This window comes from Microvirga pudoricolor (assembly GCF_016892705.1).
Lineage (GTDB): Bacteria > Pseudomonadota > Alphaproteobacteria > Rhizobiales > Beijerinckiaceae > Microvirga > Microvirga pudoricolor.
On the sequence record NZ_JAFEMB010000006.1, the window covers coordinates 69,640 to 87,351 of the forward strand.

General features: G+C 65.3%; 15 protein-coding genes. 13 read left to right on the top strand and 2 right to left on the bottom strand.

Annotation, left to right across the window (positions count from 1 at the left end; genetic code table 11):
• The first annotated feature begins 228 nt into the window (after positions 1 to 228).
• From lpxC to ILT42_RS18065, 8 genes are all read left to right on the top strand, one after another.
• Positions 229 to 1,176, top strand: coding sequence for a UDP-3-O-acyl-N-acetylglucosamine deacetylase (lpxC, locus tag ILT42_RS18030; RefSeq protein WP_204217163.1), 948 nt, complete (start codon positions 229 to 231; stop codon positions 1,174 to 1,176).
• A gap of 305 nt (positions 1,177 to 1,481) precedes the next feature.
• Positions 1,482 to 2,351: an outer membrane protein assembly factor BamD gene (locus ILT42_RS18035; RefSeq protein ID WP_204217164.1), complete on the top strand. Its 870-nt coding sequence runs from the start codon at positions 1,482 to 1,484 to the stop codon at positions 2,349 to 2,351.
• Positions 2,352 to 2,363: 12 nt separating this feature from the next.
• Complete coding sequence (gene recN / locus ILT42_RS18040) at positions 2,364 to 4,034, top strand: DNA repair protein RecN (protein WP_204217165.1); 1,671 nt, start codon at positions 2,364 to 2,366, stop codon at positions 4,032 to 4,034.
• A 67-nt stretch (positions 4,035 to 4,101) separates the two neighbouring features.
• Positions 4,102 to 6,255, top strand: a complete 2,154-nt coding sequence (ligA, locus tag ILT42_RS18045; RefSeq protein WP_204217166.1) for an NAD-dependent DNA ligase LigA — start codon at positions 4,102 to 4,104, stop codon at positions 6,253 to 6,255.
• Positions 6,256 to 6,316: 61 nt separating this feature from the next.
• Positions 6,317 to 7,183: an AraC family transcriptional regulator gene (locus tag ILT42_RS18050; protein ID WP_204217167.1), complete on the top strand. Its 867-nt coding sequence runs from the start codon at positions 6,317 to 6,319 to the stop codon at positions 7,181 to 7,183.
• Between the two features lie 64 nt (positions 7,184 to 7,247).
• Positions 7,248 to 7,958, top strand: coding sequence for an AzlC family ABC transporter permease (locus tag ILT42_RS18055; RefSeq protein WP_204217168.1), 711 nt, complete (start codon positions 7,248 to 7,250; stop codon positions 7,956 to 7,958).
• Complete coding sequence (locus ILT42_RS18060; RefSeq protein ID WP_204217169.1) at positions 7,955 to 8,254, top strand: AzlD family protein; 300 nt, start codon at positions 7,955 to 7,957, stop codon at positions 8,252 to 8,254. Before ILT42_RS18055 ends, ILT42_RS18060 begins: the two co-directional genes overlap by 4 nt.
• A 184-nt stretch (positions 8,255 to 8,438) precedes the next feature.
• On the top strand, positions 8,439 to 9,518 hold the full coding sequence (locus ILT42_RS18065) for a radical SAM protein (RefSeq protein ID WP_204217170.1): 1,080 nt from the start codon (positions 8,439 to 8,441) through the stop codon (positions 9,516 to 9,518).
• Between the two features lie 18 nt (positions 9,519 to 9,536).
• Here the strand turns inward: ILT42_RS18065 and ILT42_RS18070 are convergent, their stop codons facing one another.
• On the bottom strand, positions 9,537 to 11,357 hold the full coding sequence (locus ILT42_RS18070) for an aminopeptidase P family protein (protein ID WP_204217171.1): 1,821 nt from the start codon (positions 11,355 to 11,357) through the stop codon (positions 9,537 to 9,539).
• A gap of 282 nt (positions 11,358 to 11,639) precedes the next feature.
• Here ILT42_RS18070 and ILT42_RS18075 point away from each other — a divergent pair, with 282 nt between their 5' ends.
• On the top strand, positions 11,640 to 11,849 hold the full coding sequence (locus tag ILT42_RS18075; protein WP_204217172.1) for a hypothetical protein: 210 nt from the start codon (positions 11,640 to 11,642) through the stop codon (positions 11,847 to 11,849).
• A gap of 117 nt (positions 11,850 to 11,966) precedes the next feature.
• Here the strand turns inward: ILT42_RS18075 and ILT42_RS18080 are convergent, their stop codons facing one another.
• Positions 11,967 to 12,896 (bottom strand): 50S ribosomal protein L11 methyltransferase, encoded by a 930-nt coding sequence (locus ILT42_RS18080; RefSeq protein WP_229428764.1) that lies wholly within the window; start codon positions 12,894 to 12,896, stop codon positions 11,967 to 11,969.
• 110 nt (positions 12,897 to 13,006) lie between these two features.
• On the opposite strand from ILT42_RS18080, the gene ILT42_RS18085 reads away from it, so the two are divergent.
• The 4 genes from ILT42_RS18085 to ILT42_RS18100 all read left to right on the top strand — a co-directional run bounded on the left by ILT42_RS18085 (position 13,007) and on the right by ILT42_RS18100 (position 17,540).
• Entirely contained in the window at positions 13,007 to 13,159 is a 153-nt protein-coding gene (locus ILT42_RS18085) for a hypothetical protein (protein ID WP_204217174.1), read from the top strand.
• Between the two features lie 262 nt (positions 13,160 to 13,421).
• Complete coding sequence (locus ILT42_RS18090) at positions 13,422 to 14,297, top strand: SDR family NAD(P)-dependent oxidoreductase (RefSeq protein ID WP_204217175.1); 876 nt, start codon at positions 13,422 to 13,424, stop codon at positions 14,295 to 14,297.
• A 17-nt stretch (positions 14,298 to 14,314) separates the two neighbouring features.
• Entirely contained in the window at positions 14,315 to 15,550 is a 1,236-nt protein-coding gene (locus tag ILT42_RS18095; protein WP_204217176.1) for a Gfo/Idh/MocA family protein, read from the top strand.
• Positions 15,551 to 15,761: 211 nt separating this feature from the next.
• Positions 15,762 to 17,540: a tetratricopeptide repeat protein gene (locus ILT42_RS18100; protein ID WP_204217177.1), complete on the top strand. Its 1,779-nt coding sequence runs from the start codon at positions 15,762 to 15,764 to the stop codon at positions 17,538 to 17,540.
• The last annotated feature ends 172 nt before the right edge of the window (positions 17,541 to 17,712 follow it).

Here is a 17,712-nt window from a genome sequence, read left to right on the forward strand (position 1 = left end):
TTCTGTTACGCTTCGATCCCCGGCCGCCGCGCGGCCGGGGATTTTGTTTTTGAAAACGCCGCAATATCAATCGTTTACAATTCTTTCAGCTTGTTACAGATCGTAAGAAAGCGTGATTTGGATTGGACAGGCCGAGGCACTAGTTTCCCTCTATCGAAAAAGGCCATCGCCCTTATCCGAAATGGTCGGCATCCGACTTCCGGGCAGGGTGGGTTGAGGTTCCGAGTAATGAAGCATAGCCATCAGACAACGCTCCGCGCAGCCGCCACCCTCTCCGGGATCGGCGTGCATTCGGGCGACGAGGTGAGGTTGATCCTCCACCCGGCGGAAGCGAACCATGGCATTGCCTTCCTGCGGACGAACCTGGCCGGCGGCCACGACCGCCTGATCGACGCCCGCCACCTGGCCGTGACCGCGACCGAGCTCTGCACCGTCATCGGCGACCGCGAGAGCGGCGCAGTGGCGACCATCGAGCACCTGATGGCGGCCCTGGCCGGCCTCGGCGTGGACAACGTCCTCGTCGAGATCGACGGCCCCGAGGTCCCGATCCTGGACGGCAGCTCCGCTCCTTTCATCGACGCGATCGACTCGGTGGGCCTCGTCAGCCTCGGCGCCTCCCGCCGCTACCTGAAGGTTCTGAAGCCGGTCCGTGTGACGCAGGGTAAGGCCTTCGCCGAGCTTCTTCCCAACGAGCGTGGCTTCAAGCTCGACGTGGAGATCGATTTCCCCACTCCGGTGATTGGCCGCCAGCGCAAGGCCATCGATCTCACGCCCCAGGTGTTCCGCAAGGAAATCTCCCGCGCCCGCACCTTCGGCTTCATGCGCGACGTGGAAAAGCTCTGGGGCGCCGGTTTCGCCCTGGGCGCGTCCCTCGAAAACACGGTGGCCATCGGTGACGACGGCGTCCTGAACCCTGAGGGCCTGCGCTACGCCGACGAGTTCGTGCGTCACAAGATTCTCGACGCGGTGGGCGACTTATCCCTCGGCGGGCTGCCGATCCAGGGCGCCTATCGCTCCTATTGCGGGGGACACCGGATGAACTTCCTGGTTCTCGAGGCCCTGTTCGCGAACCGTGCCAACTACACCATCGTGGATGGCGCCCCACGCCGCGACACGGGTTACGCCGAGCTGGGCAGTGGGATCGCCATGCCGGCCTTTGCCCAGGACGTTCACTGACCCGCTCTGGCGCCGTCGCCTCGGCGCCATAAGCCTTCCTTAAGGTTAAGGTTGCAAGATAGCCTTCGAGCCGGTTCAAACGGCTTGAGGGCTTTTTCGTTTGCCAGGAGGCATTCGAACCCGCAAGCGCGGTTTGGCCGCATCATTTTGGGCCTCTCTCCCCAGCTGGTTGGGCGAAAGCCGGCAGGATGGGCTTGGCTCTTTGCGCCAGCAAGGTTAAAGAGCCTTGAGTGCATCATTATATGATGGACATGGAATTTTTCGGAGGGCCGCGAGGCATGTCTTTCGCGAAGGCATATTCTGACATGAGAAGCGTTGCTGTTCGCGCGGTCGCGATCGGTGCCTGTGGCATCGTTCTGGCGGGCTGCGATACCTTGTCGTCGATCAATCCCTTCGACAAGAGCGAGACCTATAAGCCCACCATCGTGGCCGAGGTCCCTGGCGACCAGCTCTACAACGACGGCCTCGCCCGCATTCAGAAAAGCGACTACGAGGGCGCGGCAAAGAAGTTCAGCGCGCTCGAGAAGCAGTATCCGGCCTCGGAATGGTCCCGCAAGGCGCTCATCATGACGGCCTATGCGAACTACGAGGGCGGTCTCTACGACGACGCCATCGTGGCCTCGAAGCGCTATCTCCAGCAATATCCGACCACCTCGGATGCGGCTTACGCCCAGTACCTGCTGGCTTCGTCCTATTACGGCCAGATCCCGGACATCACCCGCGATCAGGAAGCCTCCGAGCGCGCCATGCTGGCGCTGGCGGAGCTCGTGGAGCGTTATCCGCGATCCGAATACGCTAACGACGCGAAGCAGAAGCTGCAGGTCGCCCGCGACCAGCTCGCCGGCAAGGAAGTCGAGATCGGCCGCTTCTACCTGCAAAAGCGCAACTATTCCGGCGCCATCAACCGCTTCCGCACGGTGGTGGGTCAGTACCAGACCACCCGCCACGTGGAAGAGGCCCTGGAGCGTCTGACGGAAGCCTATATGGCGATGGGCATCGTGAACGAGGCGCAGACGGCGGCAGCCGTGCTCGGGCACAATTTCCCGAACAGCCCGTGGTACAAGGACGCCTATGCCCTCCTCCAGAAGGGTGGCGTCGAGCCACGTGAGGATTCGGGGTCCTGGATCAGCAAGGCGTTCCGCGGCGTTCCTCAGGTAACCCAGAAAACGGGGTAAGCCTCACACCTCATGCTGATCCAGCTGGCGATCCGCGACATCGTCCTTATCGATAAGCTTGAGCTTCATTTCCACGAGGGCCTTAGCGTCCTCACGGGTGAGACCGGCGCCGGTAAGTCCATCCTGCTCGATGCCTTTGCGTTGGCTCTGGGCGGACGAGGCGACGGAAGCCTCGTCCGACACGGGGAAGCGCAGGGACAGGTCACGGCCGTCTTCGACTGTCCCGTTGATCATCCCGCCCGGCGCATCGCTCATCAGGCCGATATCGATACCGAAGGCGACCTGATCCTCCGCCGCGTGCAGGTGGCGGACGGGCGGACCCGCGCCTTCGTGAACGATCAACCCGTGAGCGTCCAGGTCCTGAAGTCGATCGGCGCGGCACTCGTCGAAATCCATGGCCAACACGACGACCGCGCTCTGGTCGATCCGGTGACGCACCGGACGATCCTCGACGCCTTCGGGGGCCTGCAGACCGAAGTTCGCGCCGTCGCCGAAGCCGCCAGGAGCGTGCGCGACGCCAGATCCCATCTTCAGGGCCACAAGGACCGAATCGCCAAGGCTCGCAAGGAAGCGGACTTCCTGCGCCACGCCGTGGAGGAGCTTGCGACCCTGGCGCCCCAGCCGGGCGAGGAGGCCGCGCTCGCCGAGCGACGCATCGTCATGATGCAATCCGAGAAGGTGGCGCAGGACTTGAACGAGGCCTTCGACGCCATCGCGGGCTCGTCGTCGCCGGTGACCGTTCTGGCGTCCGCCGTTCGCAAGCTCGAGCGCCGCAGCGCCCAAGCGCCGAAACTCGTGGATCCCAGCGTCGCCGCCCTCGACGGAGCCCTCGTTGCCATCGAGGAGGCGCGCATGGCGCTTGAGGAGGCTCTTCGGGCTACGGAGTACGACCCCCGCGAGCTGGAGCAGACCGAGGAGCGCCTGTTCGCTCTTCGGGCAGCCGCCCGCAAATACGACGTCGCCGCCGACGATCTCGCCGCCCTGCGGGAGCGCTTCGTGGCCGACGTTGCCGCCATCGATGCCGGCGAAGAGCAGCTGGCCGCGCTCGAGAAGACTCTCAAGGCGGCCGATGCGACCTACGTCAAGGCGGCGGGCACCTTGACCAAGGGGCGCCGTAAGGCGGCTGCCGCGTTGGATGCGGCCGTTCAGGCCGAGCTGCCGCCTCTCAAGCTGGAGCGAGCGCGGTTCATCACGGAGATCCAGTCCGACGAAACCAGCCGCGACGCGAGCGGGTTCGAGCGGGTCGAATTCTGGGCCCAGACCAATCCAGGCACGAAGGCCGGGCCCCTGATGAAGGTCGCGTCCGGCGGCGAGCTCTCCCGCTTCATGCTGGCCCTCAAGGTCGTACTCGCCGACAAGGGCTCGGCCCCGACCCTGGTCTTCGACGAGATCGACACGGGTGTGGGCGGCGCGGTGGCGGATGCCATCGGCCAGCGGCTCGCGCGCCTGGCCAAGCGGGTGCAGGTCATGGCCGTCACCCACGCGCCCCAGGTCGCCGCTCAGGCGTCGAGCCATTTCCTCATCGCCAAGGAGGGTGTGAAAGGGTCGGACCGGGTCGCGACACGGGTCTTGCCCCTGGCGGACCAGCCACGCCGCGAGGAGATCGCCCGCATGCTGGCCGGCGCCACCATCACCGAGGAGGCCCGGGCGGCCGCGGCTCGCCTGCTGGAGGCCGCCCGATAGGCCGCGTCAACTGACCGGTGATGTTTTGGGCGCTATGGTGCCGGCGAACCCTTCGTCCGAGTCGCCCATGCCCGCTTCCCAGAACGCCCCGAAACCCGTCGACGAACTGGACCCCATTGAGGCCAGAGCCGAGCACGACACCCTCGGGGCGGAGATCGCCGAGCACGATCGACGCTATTACCAGGAGGACGCTCCGGCCGTCTCGGACGCGGAATACGACGCCCTGCGCAAGCGCTATGAGGCCCTGGAAGCCCAATACCCGGAACTCAAGACCGCCGAGAGCCTAACCCGAAAAGTCGGATCCAAGGTTTCCGAGAAGTTCGCCAAGATCAGGCACAGCGTGCCGATGCTCTCGTTGGCGAATGGGTTCTCGGATGAGGAAGTGCAGGATTTCGTCGCCCGCATCCGGCGCTTTCTTCAGCTCAAGCCCGAGATGCCTCTCCTCTTCGTGGCGGAGCCCAAGATCGACGGCCTTTCGCTGAGCCTCCGTTACGAAGGCGGCCGCCTTGTCTCGGCCGCCACGCGCGGCGACGGCGCCGTCGGGGAGGACGTCACGGCCAATGCCCGAACCGTCAAGGACATCCCGCACGTACTGAAGGGCAAGGGCATCCCGGAGGTCTGCGAGGTGCGGGGCGAGGTCTATCTGTCCCACGAGGATTTCGCCGCCATCAACGATCGCCAGCTCGCGGCCGGAAAGCCCGTCTTCGCCAATCCGCGCAATGCCGCCGCCGGCAGCCTGCGCCAGCTCGACTCGGCCATCACGGCCACGCGCCCATTGCGCTTTTTCGCCTATGCATGGGGGCAGATGAGCGCGATGCCGTCCGGCACGCAGGAGGGCATGATCGCTTGCTTCCGCTCCTTCGGCCTCAAGACCAACCCGCTCACGCGCCTGTGCGCGTCCGTGGACGAGATGCTGGAGCACTACCACGCCATCGAGACCGACCGGGCCAATCTGGGCTACGACATCGACGGCGTCGTCTACAAGGTGAATGACCTCAACCTTCAGGAGCGCCTGGGCTTCGTGTCTCGTTCGCCGCGCTGGGCGTTGGCCCACAAGTTCCCCGCCCAGGAAGCGGTGACGGTCGTGGAGGACATCGAGATCAATGTGGGCCGGACCGGCTCCCTCAACCCCATCGCCAAGCTGAAGCCCGTGACGGTGGGCGGCGTGGTGGTGTCGAACGCCACGCTCCACAACGAAGATTATATCAAGGGCATCGGGGGCAACGGCGAGAGCATCCGTAACGGCGCCGATATTCGCGTCGGCGATACGGTGGTCATCTTGCGCGCGGGCGACGTGATCCCGAAGGTCATCGATGTGGTTCTCGACAAGCGCCCGGGAGATGCGCACCCGTATATTTTCCCGACGGTCTGCCCCGCTTGCGGCAGTCATGCGGTGCGCGAGGTCAATCCCCGCACCGGCAAGGAAGATTCCGTGCGCCGCTGCACGGGCGGGCTCATCTGTCCGGCTCAGGCCCGCGAGCGGCTGAAGCATTTCGTCTCCCGCAACGCCTTCGATATCGAGGGTCTCGGCGAGCAGCGCATCGAGGAATTCTACGCGGAGGGTATGATCCAGCGCCCGCAGGACATCTTCACTCTGGAAACGCGCAACGCTCGCAGCCTTCAGCGGCTTGAGAACCGGGAGGGATGGGGAGCCACGAGCACCCGCAACCTGTTCGCGGCCATCGCAGAGCGGCGTAACGTATCTCTCAACCGTTTTATCTTCGCGCTGGGAATCCCGCATATCGGCGAGACGTCCGCCCGCCTTTTGGCTCGCCATTTCGGCACCTTCGAAGCCCTTCGGGAAACGGCGCTGGCGGCACAGGACCATGGCTCCGAGGCCTATGCGGAACTCACCTCCATCGGTGGCATCGGCAAGGTCGTGGCCGACGCCGTGGTGGAGTTCTTCAAGGAGCGGCACAACGAGGACATGCTCGATGCCCTTCTCAAGGAGGTCACCCTCGAACCCATCGAAGCGGCTGCCTCGGATTCGCCCGTCGCCGGCAAGATCGTGGTCTTCACGGGCTCCCTCGAGCAGATGACCCGCGAGGAGGCCAAGGCCATGGCGGAGCGGCTCGGCGCCAAGGTGGCTGGATCCGTATCCAAGAAAACGGACCTGGTGGTGGCCGGACCGGGCGCCGGTTCCAAGCTCAAGAAAGCCGAGGAGTTCGACGTCAAAGTCCTGACCGAGGACGGTTGGTTCGAACTCATCGGGCGGCGCTGAGGCTGCCCCGCGAGGCAATTCCGTCCAAGACTTGCAACCCGAAACGCGTCATACTGTTCGCATGACCTTGGTCAGTCCGGAGTTCACCCTCGATCCGACCCACCGGGAGGCGGGGGACGTCACGCATTTCTGGCGGGTGCAGAGGCACCATGGCCTGGATTGCCTTCGCGCCACCTTCCGGCGGCATGCCTATGCGCGCCACAGCCACGAGACCTATGCCATCGCGGGCATCACGGGCGGCTGCGAGACGTTCTTTCACCGGGGCGAGCAGCATTATGCCGAAACCGGCTCGATCGCGGTGGTCTGTCCGGACGAGGTCCATGACGGCGAGCCGCACGGGGACAGCTTCGAATACCGGACCATCTATCCGTCCGCGGCGCTCATGCACGAGATCGCCGAGGACATCACCGGCCGGCCCCTGTCCCGTCCTCCCTGGTTCGCCGTCTCGGTCCTGCAGGATCCGAGCCTCATGACCGCGCTGACCAGGCTCCATGCCAGTCTGGGCGCCGCCGAGGGCTGGGTGACGGAGATGGAGCAGGATACGCGGTTGGTGGACTTCCTCGCCCGCCTCGTTGCCCGCTGGGGCGACATGGACGGGCCGTCCTCGGCCCCCGAAGGGCACCGCGGGATCGGCCGGGCTCGGGATTATATCGAGGCGCATCTGGGCGACGACATCGAGCTGTGCGTGCTGGCCGGGATCGCCGGCCTGTCCCGCAGCCATTTCATCCGGGCTTTCCAGAAGGAGACGGGTCTCGCGCCCCATGCCTACCTGACCGACCGAAGGTTCCGCCGCGCGAGCCGCCTCCTGGGGAGGGGGGATCCCCCAGGGGACGTGGCCCTGTCGTGCGGGTTCTTCGATCAGAGCCACCTGAACCGGGTCTTCAAGGCCCGAATGGGCGTGACGCCCGGGGTCTATCGCGCCGCCTGAGAGCACTTCTGTCCAAGACCGCTGCGGCGTCTTCCGGCAAACAAGGCCGGAAGAGAGCAAGATCATGGACCAAGTCAATCCTCACACCCCCTCTAAGGGAAATGACGCGCGGGCTGCGCTGCGCGACATCCTTCCAGTGGCCGTCGCGGCGATCCCCATCAGCCTCCTGTTCGGGGCGGTGGCGGTGGGCAAGGGCCTGTCTCCGCTGGAAGTCGGTCTGATGTCGGCCCTCGTCTTCGCCGGGGGCGCGCAATTCGCCGCCATCGAGACATGGATTCATCCGGCGCCGATCCTGGTCCTGGCCTTCTCGACCCTGCTCATCAACGCTCGCCACGTGCTCATGGCGGCCTCGCTGGGGCCGAAGATGAGAGTCACAACAACCCAGAAATTCTTCGGCTTCGCCTTCCTGACCGACGAGAGCTGGGCGCTGTCCGAGCGGCGGGCCCTCGACCGGCCCATTACGGGCACCTATTGGGGTGCCCTGTCAGGGACCCTCTTCCTAACATGGGTGTCAGGCACCGTCCTGGGGGCCATCCTGGGCTCCTTCCTCGGCGATCCCGGCCGCCTGGGGGCCGACTTCGCCTTCACGGCCCTGTTCATCGGGCTCGTGGCGGGGTTCGGGCTGAGCCGGGTCAACCTCGTGACAGTGGCCGTGAGCGCCGGGGTGGCGGCACTGGTCTATCTCGTGGCCGGAGCACCCTGGCATGTCGCGGCTGGTGCACTCTCCGGTATCGCCGCCGCTTATGCTGCGGCCGGCAAGGAGGCGGACGCATGAGCCTAGATACGACGACCTTTCTGGCCATCCTGGCCATGGCAATCGTCACCTATGCGACGCGGATCGCAGGGCTCTTCATCGCGGACCGACTCGTTCTGTCCGGACGGGCTAAAACCGCGTTCGACGCGATTCCGCCCGCCGTCCTCGTCGCCGTGATCGCGCCGACCGCGCTGACGACCGGTTGGGCGGAAGCCCTTGCAGCCGCCATCACAGCCGTTGCGGCGACCCGACTTCCGCTGCTCGCGACCGTTGCGGTGGGCGTAGCGTCCGTCGTCGTGCTGCGTCAGGTGCTTTGACGGCGGATGGCCGGGTGCCAAAAGTCAGCCCTGAGAAATTTTCCCTCTGAGCACTCAAACTTTATTCGTGGCCGCTCGCGTCGCGCTTAATCTGGCGTTGTGGGGCACGGTCCGCGGACGACCGTGCCTGGTGAGAAGCAAGAGGTTCAGCATCCGGCTTTAGCGACAACATCGGGGGGCGACCATGGCGAGCGCGTTGAGTGCGGCGGAGCAGACGGCGACCGGCGCCGGTCCCGGAATCCATGGCAGGCTCGACTTTCTCTGGCTCGAACTGACGAACCGTTGCAATCTGAGATGCGTCCATTGCTACACGGATTCGCATCCCCACGCCGGCGATCGGGATATCCTCGCCCTCGACGATTATCTTTCGCTCCTACGACAGGCCTTCGATCTCGGGTGCCGGAAGGTACAGCTCATCGGCGGCGAGCCCCAGCTGAACCGCGACTTCTTCCGGATCCTCGAGGCCGCCGTGGATATGGGCTTCGAGTTCATCGAGGTCTTCACGAACCTGACCCACCTCGATGAGACGACGCTCCGCTATTCCGCCGAACACGGCATTCACTTCGCCACCTCGGTCTATTCGGCCGAGCCCGCCGAGCATGATGCAATCACTGGGGTCCGGACAAGCCACGCCCGCACGACCTCGAACCTCAGGCGGTTGATCGACCAGGGGATCGAAACGCGGGCCGCCGTCATTGCGCTCGACCAGGAAGCGCCCTCCATCGTACGCACGAAACGCTACCTGAAGGATATGGGCGTACCCGAGGTGCGGCACTCGGAGGTTCGTGAATTCGGGCGCGGGCAGAACATCCTCGACCGGGAGGCCAACCTGCAAGGCCTGTGCGGCCATTGCTGGTCGGGGAAACTCTGCATCGCGCCCGATGGCGACGCCTATCCGTGCGTGATGGCGCGCCACTGGCCCGTGGGCAACGTGCGCGAGGCGAGCCTCGCCGAGATCGTCGGCGGCATGGGCCTCAAGGATATGCGGCAAGAGATCTACACGTCCGTGTGGCTCCCGAAGCTGGAGGATTATCGAGCGCGTCAGTCGTTGCAGAACGGCATTCACGCCAAGGCATGCATGCCCGGAAGTTCGCCTCCGGACACGGACCCCGGCGAGAAGAATCCTGACGGCACGGACAATCCCGATCCGGAGGAATGCCCTCAGAGCTGCGTCCCGACCGACGGCAAGACCTGTGGGCCACATGCCTGCCCACAGAGTTGCACTCCGTTCATCGTCGTTTGCGAACCGACCGGCGACGAATAGACAGCTTGGTCTGTTCCGTCAGCCGATTGCCCGGGTTGCCTTGTCGAGCCACGCCTGCGTCTCCGCATCGAGCTGACCGGCCAGCTTCTCGCGCACCTGAGCGTGGTAGTCGTTGAGCCAAGCCAGCTCCTCGTCGGTCATCAGGTCGGACTGCACCAGCCGCAGGTCGATGGGCGAGAAGGTGAGCGTCTCGAACCCAAGCATCTCGCGGTCGCCGCCGGGGATCGGGCGAGGCTCCACGAGGATCAGGTTCTCGATGCGGATGCCGTAGGCGCCGACCTTGTAGTACCCCGGCTCGTTGGACAGCATCATGCCCGCCTCCAAGGGCGTATGCCCGGTTTTGGCGATCCGCTGCGGCCCTTCGTGCACGGACAGGTAGCTTCCGATTCCATGGCCGGTGCCGTGGTCGAAATCGAGGCCGGCCTCCCAAAGGGGCTTGCGCGCGAAAGCGTCGATCTGAGCGCCTGTCGTCCCCTTGGGGAAGACCGCGAGCGCGATGGCGATGTGGCCCTTCAGAACCCGGGTAAATTGGTCCTTCATCTCGGGCGTGGGTTCGCCCACGATGACGGTGCGAGTGATGTCGGTGGTCCCGTCCTCGTACTGGGCGCCGGAATCGATGAGAAAGATCTGGTTCGGCTCCAAGGGGCGATTGCTGCCCGAGGAGACCCGGTAATGGGGCAGGGCGGCATTGGGCCCGGCGCCTGAAATGCTCGGGAACGAGACGTTCCTGAGCTCCCCGGATTCCGACCGGAACCCTTCCAGGGCTTCAACGGCGTCGATCTCCGTGAGCTGCCCCCCGGGGGCCTCCCGGTCGAGCCAGGCGAGAAAGCGGGCCATGGCGACGGCATCACGCAGATGCGCGGCCCGGGAGCCCGCGATCTCGGCCTCGTTCTTCACCGCCTTCATGAGGGAGACCGGGTCTGGGCCGACATCCACCGTGCCACCGGCGGCCTCGATCTTGCGAACCAGGGCGACGGCTCCGGTGGCCGAGTCGATGCGCACCTTACCGCCCGTTTCGCCCAGAGCCTCCAGCGCCTGCTGGAACGTAGCGATGTTCTCAAAGGTCGCGAGGTCTCCCACCGCCGCGCCAGCCTCGTTGGTGATCTTGGCGGGGTCGAAGAACAGGCCGGCGGGGCCCTCCTTGGGCAGGATCGCGTACCCGAGGGGCAGGGGCGTGTGGCCCACATCGCCACCGCGCAGGTTGAAAGCCCAGGCGAGGTTGTGAGGGTCGGAGATCACGAGCGCGTCGAGCTTGCCCTCGGCCATCTTCTGGCGGATGCGCTCCAGCTTCTCGCTGGCGGTCTCGCCGGACAAGGCTGCCGGGTGGGGGCGCACGGGCGCGCGGGGCGGTTCGGGGCGATCGATCCAGATCACGTCCACGAGGTTGATGTCGACCGGGCTCAACTGCCCGCCCGCCTTGGCTACGGCTTTCTCCAGGCGCTTCAGGCCGTCGTCGGTCATGAGCCAGGGATCGTAGGCGAGGACGCCGCCAGGGGTCAGATTGGCGGCGATCCAGTCCTCGGCGGAGCTCTCGGCCAGCTGGACCGGGGCGATCACGGAGGTGTCGACCTGCTCGGCGGCCTGAACCGTGTAGCGGCCGTCGACGATGAGGGCGGCCTTGTCGGTCAGGACGACCGCAGTGCCGGCCGACCCCGTGAAACCCGTAAGCCAAGCCAGCCGTTCGGCGCTCCGGGGCACGTACTCGCCCTGGTGCTCGTCGGCGCGTGGAATGATGAAACCGGAAAAGCCCCGGCGGATCAGCTCCGCGCGAAGCTTTGCGATGCGCTCGGGTCCCTGCTCGGGGGAGGACGTGTCGTCGAATGTCTGAAACTGGGCCATCGGAATCGGAAATGGTGACAAGAGCGCGTACGCTAGGGCCCTGGTCCGGAGGACGCAACGGCAGCACCGAAAAGATCGGATTGCCCGACGTTGAAGCAGGTTGCGACCCCCTTTGGCACAGGGTGCCCGATTGTTACTCTATTATTTAGACTAAAGTGCAATTCATGCATGGCTCGCATGCTTAGCCGGACCTCCTCGAAAAGGTCAGGAACGCTTACCTTCCAATCAACGCCAAGCTGAGCCTTCCCTCGAAGCCCCGGACGCGGCGTTGGAGTTGACACGATGACGACGCTCGTACTTTCCGCCCCGACCAAGAACCCCGAGACGACCCTTCGCCTGCCGACGTGGATCAAGCGTTTCGTAAACGCGCTGGTCGCGAGCCGGGTCGAAGCGGCCGCTCAGGAAATGCGCCGCCATGACGCTCTCATCCGGGATCTCGGAGGCGATGGCGTGAACCTCTCCCATCGCGAGATCCTTCCGTTCACTGTTTGAGTCTCAGGAGACCGCTATGATGATCATTGCAGCCGTCAAGTTCTGGCGTGACGTGTTCCACGAGGCCCGCGCCATGCGCCGCGAGGCCGTGAAGCGCTACGGCTTCATGGAAGACTTTTAGAACCAGGCTCGGGAGGGGCGGAGGCTCGTGCCGCCCCGTTTCAGAACGAGCGCCGCCCAGCCTTCCAGGTCGTAGCGGCGGCGCAACTGCCAACCCTGGGCCGCGTAGGCCGAGAGCACGCCGGGCACGTCCGGCCCCAGCAGCCCCGACAGGATGAGCGTTCCGTCCGCCGTCGCGACCCGCGACAAGGAGGGCGCCAGGATCCGCAGGGGCTTGGCCAGGATGTTGGCGAAGACCAGATCGAAGTGCCCCGGACGGTCGGCGGCCTCGTTGCGCACCCCGGGACCGACATACAGCTTCAGATAGGACCCGATCCCGTTGAGCCGCGCATTCTCCCGCGCAACCCGCACAGCCTCGGGGTCGATGTCGCCCGCCACGATCGGGCGCTTGAGCGTCTTGGCCGCCGCAAAGGCCAGAATGCCGGTGCCGGTGCCCACATCGAGCACGTGCCGGGGCGTGCGCAGCTTCAACTCATCGACGAAAGCGAGCAGGCAACCCTTCGTGGTGCCGTGATGGCCCGTGCCGAAGGCGAGCGCCGCCTCGATCTCGATGGCGAGGTCGTTGGTCCGGCGCTGATCCCGGTCATGGGAGCCATGGACAAGGATGCGCCCCGCCCGCACGGGGTTGAGACCTTCCAGGGACGTCTTCACCCAATCCTGCTGCTCCAGGGGCAGGAAAACGCCCTTATCGGCCTCCGCGCCCACGACAGGACGGATGAGGTCGCGCACGGCCTTCTGGTCGGGCTCGCGCGCGAAATAGGCTTCCAATAGCCACGGTCCGCCATCCTCCGTCTCGAAAGCCGCGACGGCCGTCTCGGCCGGGTCGAAAATCTCGCCGATCAAATCCGTCATGGCACGGGCCGACTTCTCGTCCGTGGTGATGCGCAAGACGTGGGTCGGGCGGTTGGGGTGAAGTCCTTCGAGCATGGTCAACCGCATAGCACCCCTCCGTGCATCGGTCACGTGCCTGGACCACATGACAGGATGGTTGGATCAGAGGACTCGCAGGCGTCTGGCCTTGGCGGTGAGGAGCGATCGTGACGTTCCCGGGCGCTTCGCCTGCGTTTCATCCGACGCCAAACTTCAACTGGACGGCCACGATCGTCCTTGGGCTGGTCGCCGGCCCGGTCTCCGCCATCGCCGGCCTTTCGATGGCCGGCCGGGTCGGCCATGAGGCCGTGGGAGACTGATGGGCACCCGCCAGCCGGGGTCGTCGCGATGGCCGATAGGCGCCGCGGATGCACGACCTGACGCTCGGCGACCTCGCTGGCGTTGGAGCCTTTCCGCGCGGGGGAGGCGGATCGAACGGCTCCGGCCCGTGGCCATAAGCCCAGCTTCCGCGCGGGCTTTTGTGGGGAACTGCCCGGATGCGGGTCCGTTAGGCAGACAATCGGCCCGCAGCCGTCCGGGCGCGATCTCGAAGACGGCCCAACCCTTTCAAGGAGATCTTTCATGCCTGGACGCCTTTTCGACAAGGTCGCCATCGTCACGGGTGCCGGCACCGGCATCGGTGAGGCCATCGCGCTGAAATTCGCCCAGGAGGGCGCGCGTCTGCTTCTCGTCGGCCTCCCGGACGATCCGGTCGACGACGTGGCTCGCATCATCAACGGAGCCGGCGGATTTGCGGAGGTCTACTTGGGAGATATCGCCGAGGAGCATAACGCGCGGGAGGCGGTCGACGCTTGCGTGAGCGTGTATGGCCGCATCGATGTGCTGGTCAATAATGCGGGTCAGTTCCTGGTCGTCGGCGAAACGCAGGATTTCCCGGTGGACAAGTTCGACAAGAACCTGCGCGCCAACGTGCGCTCCGTTTTCCTCATGACGAAGTTCGCTCTGCCTCACTTGCAGAAAACCTATGGGAACATCGTGGCGACGGGATCGGAGGCCGGCATGATCGGCCAGCCCAAAAACACCATGTACGGCGGCACGAAGGCTTTCATTCACTCGTTTATTCGCGGCGTTGCGGCCGAGCAGGCAGCCCACGGGGTCCGGGCCAATTGCGTGTGCCCCGGTCCGATCGACACGGCCTGGACCCATACGTCCACCGGTCCCATGGACAGCGAACTGACGAGCATGATCACGCAGGCGACGCCGATGGGCCGGCGCGGCACGGCCGAGGAGGTGGCCAACGTGTTCTGCTTCCTGGCCTCCGATGAGGCGAGCTACGTGACGGGCGCCCTCTATGCGGTGGATGGCGGGATCACGATCTCGAAGGGCCCGATGGGCGCGCAGGCCTCGTCCTTCTTCAAGAAAGAGCCGAAGGGCAAATTGCCGTTGCGGCATACCCATGATGGCCTGAAGAACAAAGACTACGAAAACCTGAACTGATCGGCCGGGAGTCCATGATGACAAAACTGTTCGACGCCGGCCTGTCCCGCCGCCTTTTCCTCTGCGGGACCGGCGGTCTCCTCGGAGGCGCCCTGTCACCGACAGCCGCCTTCGCTCAAGGCGGCGGCAACGGAGGCGGGGGCGTCCTGCCGCCGGACCGGCCAACGGGTCGGCCCCATCCGAAGATGGAAAAGGAAATGCCCGAGGCTCCCGGCAAGCGCCTCGGTTATGCGGTTGTGGGACTTGGGCAATTCGCCCTCAATCAAATCATCCCATCCTTCGCGGAGAGCAAGTCCTCCAAGCTCGTGGCGGTCGTGTCGGGCAACCCGGACAAGGCCAGGGATGTAGCGACCCGACATGGGGTGCCTGAGACGAACATCTACGGCTACGACACCTTTGATCGCATCGCCGAGAACGACGAGATCGATGTTGTCTACATCATCCTGCCGAATTCCCTCCACGCGGAATATACGGTGCGGGCCTTCAAGGCAGGGAAGCACGTTCTGTGCGAGAAGCCGATGGCGGTCACGCCCGACGAATGCGAGACCATGATCCGCGCCGGCCGCGAGGCCAACCGCAAGCTCATGATCGCCTACCGGGCCCAGTACGAGCCCTACAACCTCGAGGCCATGCGCATGGCGCGGGAGGGCGAACTCGGCGCGATCCGGCTTGTCACGAGCGACCATGGGCGGGTCCTGGACCCGAAAGTCCCGGCGGACCAATGGCGCATGGTCAAGGCGCTGGCGGGGGGCGGTTCGCTCTACGACATCGGCATCTACTCGCTTCAGGCCGCACGCTACATCACGGGCGAGGAACCGGTCGAGGTGTATGGGCGGATCTTCAGCGACCCGTCCGACCCGCGTTTCAAGGAAGTCGAGGATACGGTGGCGTTCCAGCTTCGCTTCCCATCGGGAACGCTGGCCAACCTGAGCTCGTCCTATTCGACCGCGCCGGTCAAACGGATCCAGGTTTTCGGGTCGAAGGCCTCTCTGACGCTCGATCCGGCCACGGAATATTATAAGCACCAGATGATCGTGAAGACCGAGATGGAGGAGCGCCGGGTCCAGATCCCGGAGGCGAACCAGTTCGCGGCGGAAATGGACCATTTCTCGAAGGCCATCATGGAGAACCGCGAACCCAAGACGCCGGGTGAGGAGGGTTTGCGGGACGTTCGCATCCTCCAGGCCGTCTATCGGTCCGCCCGTGAAGGCCAGCCCATATCGCTTGAGACGACCGGCTCCACCGGGAAGTAAATATTCCTTATTCCGACCCGTCGTGGCGGGCGGCTCCATGCGCGGGTGGCTTCGGCTCCGAGCTTCGATCCGGCCGCCGAGACCGTCTACAAGCCGCAAATCTTTTCCGCAGCGCGGCAATGTCGCCCTTGCGGCGGCTCGCGCGAGACGCCATTCTCCGGCCTGATTTGACGCGCAATCCGTTTCGGATCGCGAATTTGGAGCCGCTTGAGTGCCCGTCCTGAAACTGCTCTCGGCCCGTCGTGGCCTGTCTGCGCTCGTGTTGTCCGTTGCCGGCCTCATGGCGGGGGCGCCGTCCTTCGCGGCCAATGCCGACCCGAACGAGCAACTTCAGCCCGCGCTGAGCCTGGAGGGCAATTACCTGTCGGCCTATGTGGCCGGCGTCGCCCGCGACACCGAGGCGGCCAGCGCCTTCTACCGGCAGGCCATCGAGGAGGATCCGCGCAACGTCGAGCTCCTTGAGCGGGCATTCGTGGCGTTCCTGGCTAACGGCTCGATGCCCGACGCCTTCCGCGCCGCCGAGCGGCTGGCCCAGCGCGACCCTTCCAACAGCCTCGCCCAGTTCACTCTCGCGGTCCGAGCCATGAAAGCCGGCCGGTTCGCGGACGCCCGCGCGGCCCTGAGCCGCGGCGGACGCGGGCGGCAGGCCGACATCACGGCCATCCTCCTCTCGGCTTGGTCCCAGGCCGGGCAGAAGAACGGTAAGGCCGCCCTCCAGGCCGTCGACCGGCTCAAGAATGAGCAGGCCTTCACGCAGTTCCGTGAGTATCACGCGGCTCTGATCGCCCAACTCGTCGGCAACAACGCCGAGGCCGAGAAGCGCTTCAAGGCGGCCTATGATGGCGAGCGAAACACGCTCCAGGTCGTCGACGCCTATGCCCGCTTCGAGGCCAAGCGTGGCCGCAAGGATGAGGCGCTGGCCATCTACAAGACCTTCGAGGAGGCCATGCCGCGCCATCCGGTGGTGCGCTCCTCCGTGGACGCCATCAAGGCCGGCAAGCCGCTTCCCACCACCGTCACGAGCGCCCAGGAGGGCGCGGCGGAGGTGCTCTACGGCCTGGGCGTCGTAGGCAGCGGGCAGGGCGACGAGCTCACGGCCGTCATCTATCTGCGCCTCGGCCTGTACCTGAACCCGAACCACCCCCTGGCCCTCGTCACCCTGGGCGACCTCTACGAGAAGCTCAAGCAATACGACAACGCCAACGAAATCTTCGCCCGCGTTCCGAAAGATGCCCCTGTGCGCCCGAGCGCCGACATCGCCATCGGACAGAACCTCGAGCTGATGGGCCGGGGCCCTGAGGCCGTGTCCTACCTCGAAAAGCTCCAGAAGGAGCGTCCCGAGGACGTAGAGGTCGTCATGGCGCTTGGCAACGTGCAGCGTTCGCGCAAGCAATTCGCGGAGGCTGCCGAGACCTACAGCAAGGCGATCCAGCTCATCGGCAACCCTGAGCGCAGCCACTGGATCCTGTTCTTCTATCGCGGCACCTCCTACGAGCGCGCCAAGATGTGGGAGAAGGGCGAGGCCGATCTGAAGAAGGCCATGGAACTGGTGCCCGACAGCCTGCCGGCCGGCAAGGCGCAGGTGCTGAACTATCTGGCCTATTCCTGGGTCGATCGCGGCGAGAACATCGATGAGGCGTTCAAGCTGCTTCAGCGCGCCGTGGAGCTGTCCCCCCGGGACGGCATGATCATCGACTCGCTCGGCTGGGCCTATTACCGCCTCGGCCGCTACGACGATGCCGTACGCGAGCTGGAAAAGGCGGTTGAGCTGAAGGCAGGCGATCCTGTCATCAACGACCACTTGGGCGATGCCTACTGGAAGGTGGGCCGCAAGCTCGAAGCCAAGTTCCAGTGGAACCATGCCAAGGACTCGAACCCCGAGCACGAGGATCTCGTGAGAATCCTCAAGAAGATCGACAACGGGATGGACGAGGTGCCCGCAGCCGAGGTGACGCCTCCTCCCGCCGAGCCGAAGCGGAACGGCGGCTGAGGCCTACCCGCGCGGGATTCCTGCGCCAAGAAACGGCGCGGGAGCGACGCCATGTGACGTCGCGCTCCTATCGTGAGTGGTGTGCTTTCAAGGCTCGGCAACGGTTGGCCTGAGGCATCCGGGATTGGAGCCATCGAGAGCCTTTCCAACCGGCGCGCTCTCGGGCATGCAC

Bases quoted from the DNA above. Each gene is read 5' to 3' on its own strand.
- ILT42_RS18070 (WP_204217171.1), bottom strand. From the start codon at position 11,357: ATGGCCCAGTTTCAGACATTCGACGACACGTCCTCCCCCGAGCAGGGA.
- ILT42_RS18095 (WP_204217176.1), top strand. From the start codon at position 14,315: ATGACAAAACTGTTCGACGCCGGCCTGTCCCGCCGCCTTTTCCTCTGC.
- ILT42_RS18065 (WP_204217170.1), top strand. From the start codon at position 8,439: ATGGCGAGCGCGTTGAGTGCGGCGGAGCAGACGGCGACCGGCGCCGGT.
- recN (WP_204217165.1), top strand. From the start codon at position 2,364: ATGCTGATCCAGCTGGCGATCCGCGACATCGTCCTTATCGATAAGCTT.
- lpxC (WP_204217163.1), top strand. From the start codon at position 229: ATGAAGCATAGCCATCAGACAACGCTCCGCGCAGCCGCCACCCTCTCC.
- ligA (WP_204217166.1), top strand. From the start codon at position 4,102: ATGCCCGCTTCCCAGAACGCCCCGAAACCCGTCGACGAACTGGACCCC.
- ILT42_RS18090 (WP_204217175.1), top strand. From the start codon at position 13,422: ATGCCTGGACGCCTTTTCGACAAGGTCGCCATCGTCACGGGTGCCGGC.
- ILT42_RS18080 (WP_229428764.1), bottom strand. From the start codon at position 12,896: ATGCTCGAAGGACTTCACCCCAACCGCCCGACCCACGTCTTGCGCATC.
- ILT42_RS18035 (WP_204217164.1), top strand. From the start codon at position 1,482: ATGAGAAGCGTTGCTGTTCGCGCGGTCGCGATCGGTGCCTGTGGCATC.
- ILT42_RS18050 (WP_204217167.1), top strand. From the start codon at position 6,317: ATGACCTTGGTCAGTCCGGAGTTCACCCTCGATCCGACCCACCGGGAG.
- ILT42_RS18060 (WP_204217169.1), top strand. From the start codon at position 7,955: ATGAGCCTAGATACGACGACCTTTCTGGCCATCCTGGCCATGGCAATC.
- ILT42_RS18075 (WP_204217172.1), top strand. From the start codon at position 11,640: ATGACGACGCTCGTACTTTCCGCCCCGACCAAGAACCCCGAGACGACC.
- ILT42_RS18055 (WP_204217168.1), top strand. From the start codon at position 7,248: ATGGACCAAGTCAATCCTCACACCCCCTCTAAGGGAAATGACGCGCGG.